We start from the raw sequence: 5,525 nt of genomic DNA, 5'->3' as shown, positions 1-5,525 counted from the left end.
ATTCATCTCGCATTACAACTATCGCCGTTGCCACTCCGCCTCGAACCACTTGCCGCCTGCGCTGTTCGAGCAACAGGCGGCTTAATCCTCCTACGGGATGGTTTAAAAAAACTGAACCACTACACCGTGCTGCGATCTTTTTTGCTTGTAAACCTTACTGCCAGGGCTTGGGCTCACCGAACAATTGGCCCTGAACCCCATAAAGTCCCATCTCGCGAATCACCGACAACTCCCCTTCGGTCTCGACGCGCTCGGCGATCAACGGCAGGTCGATACTGTGGGCTGCGCGCTGAATAGCTTCGATAAACAGACGCTTGTCGCCTTCCTGATCGATCGCCCGAATGTAACTGCCATCGATCTTCAGGTACGCCAACCCAAGCCGCGCAAGGTTGCCGATCATGCTGAAGCGTCCGCCGAAGCGCTGCAGGCTGAGCGAGAACCCCAACTCTCGCAGTCGTTGCGTCAGCTTTTCAAGCACGGCTTGTTCGGGAATTTGTTCCTCGCCGATTTCCAGGGTCAACCGTGGTCCCAGATTGGAATGCGCGCGCAGAATCTCGAAGACTTTGTTCAGCGCCTGCGGGTCCGCCAGCGTCGCTGAAGACAGGTTCAGCGCCAGCGATTCTTCGTGGCCGTCCATTTGTGCAAGCACCAATTCCAGCATCAGACGGTCCAGGCGTGCCGTCCAGCCAAAGCGCTCGAGCCAGGGCAGGAAACGCCCGGCGGGAATAGTGTGGCCCTCATCGTCGATCAAACGCGAAAGCACTTTGTAGTGCAGTACCAACTGCGGGTCCTGGCTGGCGACCACCGGTTGGAAGTACAGCTGGAAACGCCGCTGCACCAATGCCTGATCCAGCAAATTGTGCCAAGCGTGATGATCGTCGCCCACGCGTGACGACGCGCTGTGGTCAAGGCAAGCCCAGCTCTGTTCGCCCTGTCCTTCGGCTTGCGCCAATGCCTGATCCGCCAGGCTGATGACTGCTTGAGGGGAGTCTCCATGAACAAACGGCGCCAACCCGATCGTGGCAACCGAGGCAACGTCGGTGGCGCCCGTCGCATGCAGGCTCGCCAAGGCAGTGTCGAGATTGCGCGCCAGTTGCAGCGCCTCTTCACGCACCAAGCCTGGGGCCAACACGGCAAACTCGCCGCCACGAATTCGTGTGACGAGGTTCTGCGTTTCAGGGTACTTGGCGCACTCGCGAGACAACTGCTCGCCGACTGCCATCAACAATTCATCGGTGCGTTGGCCGCCCAGGCGCTGGTTCAATCCGGCCAGGTCCGTGACCCGCAACAACAGTAGATAACCAGAGCTTGCCTGCTCCGGATTGCTCACTCGCGCATTCAGCTGCATCTCGAAGTAACGTCGGTTGGCCAATCCGGTCAGGTTGTCCTGATAGGACTCGATCCGCAGCTTTTCGCTGCGCTCGGCCTGTTCTTGAAACAGCGCCTTGAGCTTCTCGACCATCTGATTCATGGCCTGCACGACACGTCTCAATTCAGGGGTACGCGGCAGGTCCGGCAGGCTGAGGAACTCACGACGGGCAATGGCATGGGATTGCTTGACCATGTAGTCCAGCGGTTTCAATTGCCGACGCAGCAACAGCGCGCCGAGAACAGCGCTCACCGCGCCGCAGATCAGCAGCCAGCCGAGGCTGCCCAGCGCGCTTTGCCAGAGCTTGGCCAGTGCAAACATGGGGTGGCTGACGACCTCGACCCGCGCGGCCTGTTCCCATCCACGACTGACAATTGCATCGCCGCCGGCCGGTTCCAGGCCGATGAGTCTGACGAACCAGTCCGGCACGTTGTTCACCGCAGGAATGCCACTGCGCTCGACGATGACTTTGTCGTTGCTGACGTCGATGACCCGGATGCTCGCGTAGTAGCCGCTGTCGAAGATAGAGCTCACCAACAGTTCGACCATCGCCGGGTCATCGATGTTCGGCGTCAGGGACAACGCGAGCGCCGTCGCGGCGTCCTGGGCGTGTGAGCGCAACTGGTTGACGTACTGAGTCCGCGAACTTTCCAGGCTCACCATGAAGCTGCCTGTGAAGGCGACCACCAGGAACAGACAGATAGCGATCAACAGCTGTTTGAACAAGGACATCTGAGCGCGTGCTCCTAGTTAGTCGTCTCGACCGGAAAACCTTCGGCCTGCATTTTCTTCAACACATCCTGCCAGCGGGACAGGCGCTTGGTATCACCGACCTTCTTGTTGCCCTTGGTGCCGGGCAGGTACAACCCTTCAGCATTGAAAGAATAGACCGGCAGCAAGTCGGTTCGTTGGCTGGCGGGCTTGATTGCATCGATCAGGCTGTCGAGCACCAGCGGCATGGCTTCGGGGCTTGAGTAATAGGTCAACACCATGTGTGCCCGATTCTGGCGCAATGCCTTGACGTAGGTGATGCGCAACTTATCACTGGAAACGCCGAGATGGCGCAGGCTGAAATACTTCGCGATGGCGTAGTCTTCGCAGTCTCCAGCACCCTTCCACAAGGCTTGGATTGGCGTTTCCCAGTAATCGACCTCGTGCCACAGGTCGATATCTTCTACGTACCGCACCCTCTTGTTGAAGAACTGGTTGACCAGATTGAGCTGTTCCAGCTCCCCGACCTGCTTTTGCGTCGCCAATAAATGCTGCCAGGCATCAATGCGTTGCTGCCCTTCACCCAACGGGCCGTACAATGCCTGGGCGCGTCGACTGATCAGCGAGAAATCCCAATCGGCATGCAGCCCGCCCAGCATGATACTGGCCAGCACCAGGGCGCATGACAGCCAGCGCAATGTCCTAGGGATCGCGAAACGTGCCGCCAATGCGTGGCATCCAGATCAGGCAGGTGGAATTCGGTTGAATGGTGAAGGTTCGCCCGCTAAAAGACAATGGCACGATGAGATCACTGATGACGCGCTAAACTTTTTAGAGTGGTGCGTCGAATTTGTTGGTTTGACAACCTGAGAGGCAGTCACTAGTGTCAGTTTGGATCCAATCATTCATACAATTTATTCAGGGTGCGTTGTGACACAGAAGCTCAACCCTCTCGCCAGCATCAAGATCAATGGGCCGATTCCCGCGCACTTGGCGCGATCGGTCATTGAAGAGACGTTGCGCGCCGCCATTCTTGATGGACGTATTCCCTGCGGTACCGCATTACGCCAGCAAGATCTTGCTGATTTTTTCGGTGTCAGTCGCATGCCGGTTCGCGAAGCGTTACGTCAGCTCGAAGCGCAATCGCTGCTTAACGTGATTGCTCACAAAGGGGCTGTGGTCGCGCCTCTGGTCCAAGGTGACGCCGTTGAAACCTACGCGCTGCGCATCCTGCTGGAGTCCGAAGCGCTGCGCCTGTCCATCCCCCTGCTTACCCTCGAGGATTTTCAACAGGCCGCGCGTCATATTGATGATCTGGAAACCGAAAGCGACTACACCGAGATCGGCCGGCTGAATCGTCTTTTCCACATGGCACTGTATGGTAAAGCGCCTAATCGCCGTCTCCTGAGATTGGTCGAAGACGGGTTGAACGAAGAGGAGCGCTTTCTACGCTTCAACCTGGAAGCCATGAACCTGGGTGAGCTGTCGCAGGAGGATCACCGGGCGCTTTTGCGGGCGGTGGAAGACCGGAACATCGAAGAATCCGTGAAACTGCTTGAGCACCACCTCAATCGGGCTGTCGAGGTCATCACGCGTTACCTCAACAATCCTGAGTCGCAGAATCAGAAGACCTCGAAGTAACGTGCGAAATGAGGGTAATACTGCCAGCAGTTGCAAATTCCCCCACCCTTGAAGACAATGCGACTAATTATCATTTGTGACGTCCGAGCAGTCGCATCCATGTTTTCCCCTGAGCTGGCAGTACAGACGCTTTACAGCAGTCATCACGGATGGCTCATCTCGTGGCTGCTCGCTCGCCTTGGCGATTCTGCCGACGTCGCGGACCTGGCCCAAGAGCAAATGGGCTTGTCCCTGCGCTCAGAGGAGCGCCTTGTCGCCGATGCGCTCTATCACTGCGATGCGTTGCGGTACAGCGCATGACGCCTATGGATAACGCGTCGCAGCGCCGACATGTCGAGCCTCGGCAGCAGGTCGTCAAACAAGCCATCCATTGGCTGCTTCGCCTACGCAACAATGCTGCTAATGCCCGCCTGCGTCAGCAATGTGATGTATGGCGGGCAGAGCATCAGGAACACGAGTTGGCTTGGCAAAGGGTGAAAACCCTGCAGGCGGAGTTGAGTAACAACTTTCCTGCGGTACCGGGTGCCCTGGATACGCTGGAAAACAGCGCTCACGGATTGGGGAGACGCCAAGCTCTAAAAATGTTCTCTGGCGCCTTGCTGATAGGTTCAGGCGCGTGGATGGGCAAAGACGTAGCAGGTTGGCAACAGTGGACCGCCGACTTCGCGACCAACACTGGAGAACGGCGGGGTTTCCAGCTGCCGGACGGCACGCGGCTGGAACTCAATACCGCCAGTGCGGTGGATCTCGACTACACACCGCAACAGCGACTGATCAAGCTGACTCGTGGGGAAATCATCATCACCTGCGGCGGGATTGATCAAGGCGCTTCGTTCGATCGTCCCTTACGGGTGCAAAGTCACCATGGTGTATTCGAAGGGGTTGATGCACGCTTCATACTTCTTCAGGGGCCAGTCTGTACCCAGCTCAGTGTGACTGCCGGCAGGGTTGCCATTCATTCGCCGATTGCCAGCAATGGAGGACCGATACAGGTGCTTGCCGGGCAGAGCTATTTGATTGATCACCGCCAGGCGAGGTTGGCACCGGCACTGGATATGGACGCCGGTGCCTGGGTTGACGGTCTGATTGTGCCTCGCAACATGCGCCTCGATAACTTTCTTCATGAGGTTGGCCGTTATCGTACCGGCTATATGAGCTGTGCGGCGGACATTGCCGATCTTCGGCTTTCGGGGGGTTTCCAACTCGACAATACCGACAAGTTGCTCACTGTCCTTGCGCAAACCTTGCCTGTTAAGGTGCGATATCGCACGCGTTGGTGGGTGACTATCGAGCGGCAAGTCTGAATTGTTTTGCGGGGTTTGCGTGTAAGCCCGGCGCCTCAACTTCTGTTACTTGGAGGAAGAACTTAATGTCGCGGCGACAGTAAGCTCAGTTCTAACTTTCAGGCCATCTAGGTCTGTGCTTCAGTTAGCCACTTTCCAATGGCCCTGAACGACAAAACCCCTGTCTGCATTAGCAGACAGGGGTTCTGGAATTTCAATCTTGACGATGACCTACTCTCACATGGGGAAACCCCACACTACCATCGGCGATGCATCGTTTCACTGCTGAGTTCGGGATGGGATCAGGTGGTTCCAATGCTCTATGGTCGTCAAGAAATTCTGTGACCGGCCCGTTGCAGCAGCAACGTGCAGGTGAAAATTGGTGACTTCTACTAAAACAAAACCCCTGTTCGCGTTAGCAAACAGGGGTTTCGGAATTTAATCTTGACGATGACCTACTCTCACATGGGGAAACCCCACACTACCATCGGCGATGCATCGTTTCACTACTGAGTTCGGGA

At 56.9% G+C, this 5,525-nt stretch carries 5 protein-coding genes and 1 rRNA gene; 3 read left to right on the top strand and 3 right to left on the bottom strand.

What is annotated here, in order from left to right:
• Window positions 1-154 precede the first annotated feature (154 nt).
• A complete protein-coding gene (lapD, locus tag GBC55_RS29485; RefSeq protein ID WP_162441158.1) occupies window positions 155-2,101 on the bottom strand; it encodes a cyclic di-GMP receptor LapD in 1,947 nt (648 codons plus the stop codon).
• A 14-nt stretch (window positions 2,102-2,115) separates the two neighbouring features.
• The gene (gene lapG, locus GBC55_RS29480; RefSeq protein WP_162441157.1) at window positions 2,116-2,808 is read right to left on the bottom strand and encodes a cysteine protease LapG; all 693 of its coding nucleotides are present in this window, start codon (window positions 2,806-2,808) and stop codon (window positions 2,116-2,118) included.
• 202 nt (window positions 2,809-3,010) lie between these two features.
• Between lapG and GBC55_RS29475 the strand changes: the two genes are divergently transcribed.
• From GBC55_RS29475 to GBC55_RS29465, 3 genes are all read left to right on the top strand, one after another.
• A complete protein-coding gene (locus GBC55_RS29475; protein WP_162441156.1) occupies window positions 3,011-3,721 on the top strand; it encodes a GntR family transcriptional regulator in 711 nt (236 codons plus the stop codon).
• Window positions 3,722-3,820: 99 nt separating this feature from the next.
• Window positions 3,821-4,021, top strand: coding sequence for a hypothetical protein (locus GBC55_RS29470; protein ID WP_162441155.1), 201 nt, complete (start codon window positions 3,821-3,823; stop codon window positions 4,019-4,021).
• Window positions 4,018-5,025 carry a FecR family protein gene (locus GBC55_RS29465; protein ID WP_162441154.1) on the top strand — a complete coding sequence of 336 codons (1,008 nt, stop codon included), beginning with the start codon at window positions 4,018-4,020 and terminating at the stop codon, window positions 5,023-5,025. The genes GBC55_RS29470 and GBC55_RS29465 overlap by 4 nt, the downstream gene beginning before the upstream one ends.
• A gap of 197 nt (window positions 5,026-5,222) precedes the next feature.
• On the opposite strand, the gene rrf is transcribed toward GBC55_RS29465, so the two are convergent.
• Window positions 5,223-5,338: ribosomal RNA gene (gene rrf / locus GBC55_RS29460) — 5S ribosomal RNA — on the bottom strand.
• Window positions 5,339-5,525 lie beyond the last annotated feature (187 nt).

It is taken from the genome of Pseudomonas sp. TNT3 (assembly GCF_010095445.2).
Lineage (GTDB): Bacteria > Pseudomonadota > Gammaproteobacteria > Pseudomonadales > Pseudomonadaceae > Aquipseudomonas.
The sequence above is the reverse complement of the archived record's forward strand: the minus strand, read 5'-3'. Positions and strand labels throughout refer to the sequence as shown.